Genomic DNA, 2,512 nt, shown 5'->3' on the forward strand with positions numbered 1-2,512 from the left:
GTAAGCGTCCGCTGAACCCCATGCCTATTTTTTAATTCGATTTAGGTTTCCAGCGGTGTGGTAGCAATTCTTCAATTTGGGTCACTTTGTGTGTCGGTAACCTTTTCAGCACATCACTTAAATAGGCATACGGATCCAAGCCATTCAGCTTTGCTGACTGGATTAACGTCATGATGTTTGCCGCTCGCTGACCACTGCGCAGCGAACCTGCAAACAGCCAGTTCTTGCGCCCCAACGCCCAGGGACGCATCTGATTCTCGACCCAATTATTGCAAATAGGTAGATTGCCATCATCCAGATAGCGGCTTAAAGCTGGCCAACGCTTCAGAGTGTAATTGATGGCCTTGGCGGTGGGAGAACTCGATGGCACTGTCAGATGATGTTGGTTGAGCCATTCATATAGTTGTTGCATCACTGGTTGACTATGCTGTTGTCGGTATTCGCGGCGGTCTTCCGCTGTACCATCGGTCTTTTTCCTGAGCTCTGCTTCTATCGCATACAGTTTCTGAATCAGCACTAATGCCTGTTCAGCAACCTGACTTTTCCCAGTTACATGCAGTTCATGGAATTTACGACGTGCATGGGCCATGCACCCCACCTCAATCACCTGGCCTGATTTAAAACGTGCTTTATAACCACTGTAATCATCACAGACTAGATAGCCCTGCCAGCCTTTCAAGAACTCTGCAGCATGCTGGCCTGAACGACTATCCTGAAAGTCATAGATCACCGCCTGAACTGGATTGTACTGTGTGGTGGCATAGGCCCAGACATAACCTTTCTTCGGTTTTTTATTATTCTCACCCATCCGCATGATGGTGACCGGTGTTTCATCTGCATGCAGCACCCGCTGTTGCAGCACCACCTCTTTTAAGGCATTGGCCAGAGGTTCCAGTTCTACACCGCAGCGACCTATCCAGTCAGATAACGTGGATCTGGACAGATCAATGCCAGCCCGCTGATAGATCAGGCGCTGACGGTACAGCGGCAAATGATCGGCATATTTCGATACCAAAACATGGCTGAGCAGTTCAGGTGAAGCAATGCCTTTATCAATCACATAGGCGGGCATCGCTTGCTGAGTCAGAGTGTCACACTGATCACAGACCCATTTACCACGCACATGCTGTTCCTTATAGAACTGTGCCGGTCTGAAATGTAGTTTTTCACTGACATCTTCGCCGATACGACGGAGTTGGCAGCCACAACTGCATTGGGTTGATGCAGGTTCATGCTCAATACGGATGGTGTGTAGATGATCTGGCAGCAGTCGACGTTTAGGTTTATTGGTTTTGGCTTTGTGTGTCGCTGCATTGGTTTTATCTGCATTTAGCCGTTCCAGTTCTAGATCAACCGCGGCAATATCTTCTTCAACCGCTTCGTCCCACAGATGGATTTGTTTTGCCGTTAAGTGTTCATTCTTTTGGGCGAATTTGTGCTTTTTAAACAGCGCCAGTTCATGCTCGTATTTTTGATTGAGAATGGAAAGATGTTGAACTTTGGCATCCAATTGTTGGTTTGATTTTTCTAATTCTTGATTTGATTGTGCCAGAGACTGATGCTGGATTGCCAACTGTCTGGTAAATTCCAGCAGTTGTTCATGGGTCAGTTGGTTTAAGTCAGGCAGTGTATTCATGACCGCAGTATGCCTGAGGTCATGAAGAGAATGAAATAGAACGTTTGGAGGATGGCAGAATGGTCGAGCTTGGTTTAGAGCATCGTGACCACCTGCTGTCGTCCAATGCGCTGCCAGGGCAAACCCTGGATTAATGCCTGTAACTGTTCCGGGCTGAGGGCCACGGTTTCACCTTGGTGAACTTGAGCCCAGTGGAATTTTCCCTGTTCCAGCCGCCTGGCACACAGCCAGATGCCCAATCCATCATGTACCAGTACTTTCATGCGATGGCCACGTTTATTACAGAACAGGTAAGCACAATGCGGTTTGATGTAGCCAAAGGCTCTCACCACCTGAGCCATGGTCGTATCCATACCTGCTCGCATGTCCATGGGCTGAGTAGACAACCAGATTTCATCAATGCGGATCATGTTGCCAGTGCCTTGAGTAATTCTGCCAAGGCAGGTATTTCTGATACTTGCCATTTCAAGCCAATTTCTGCTTTTGAGTGGGGTAAAGTAATTTGAACCTTTAACATGTCAGTAGGAGTAGGATCTAATGGTGCAGAGCAAGATAAGGCAATAAATGCAGGTTTATTCGGTAGTGGTGAGCGATCACTCCCTGGCTTAGCATCAATTAAGCGAATCCATTTGGATACAAGATTTGTATTCAATCCATGTTGCAAAGCGACTGAAGCAATTGAAACGTCCGGTGCTTTACAAGCCTGAACGATCTGCTGTTTAAATTCAGCACTGTATGTTCTTCGTTTTTTCGCAAGAGATGCGATGGATGTCTGATGATTTGTAGTCATAAATTTAAGTCCCCACTTGTTTCTAAGTGGGGACTAAATTAAGGCTTATAGGATGAATTCAGAAGGTGTGTTCAGCGGACGCTTAC

General features: G+C 46.9%; 3 protein-coding genes. All 3 read right to left on the reverse strand.

All coding sequences use genetic code 11. The features are described 5' to 3' along the window. Positions 1-31 precede the first annotated feature (31 nt). Positions 32-1,636: an IS66 family transposase gene (gene tnpC, locus CL42_RS15810; protein ID WP_035270820.1), complete on the reverse strand. Its 1,605-nt coding sequence runs from the start codon at positions 1,634-1,636 to the stop codon at positions 32-34. Between the two features lie 74 nt (positions 1,637-1,710). Continuing rightward, positions 1,711-2,046: an IS66 family insertion sequence element accessory protein TnpB gene (tnpB, locus tag CL42_RS15815; RefSeq protein ID WP_000618091.1), complete on the reverse strand. Its 336-nt coding sequence runs from the start codon at positions 2,044-2,046 to the stop codon at positions 1,711-1,713. Further along, the gene (tnpA, locus tag CL42_RS15820; protein WP_035270822.1) at positions 2,043-2,426 is read right to left on the reverse strand and encodes an IS66-like element accessory protein TnpA; all 384 of its coding nucleotides are present in this window, start codon (positions 2,424-2,426) and stop codon (positions 2,043-2,045) included. The genes tnpB and tnpA overlap by 4 nt, the downstream gene beginning before the upstream one ends. Between the last annotated feature and the right edge of the window lie 86 nt (positions 2,427-2,512).

Origin of the sequence: Acinetobacter sp. Ver3 (genome assembly GCF_000632455.1) — a bacterium.
GTDB lineage: Bacteria > Pseudomonadota > Gammaproteobacteria > Pseudomonadales > Moraxellaceae > Acinetobacter.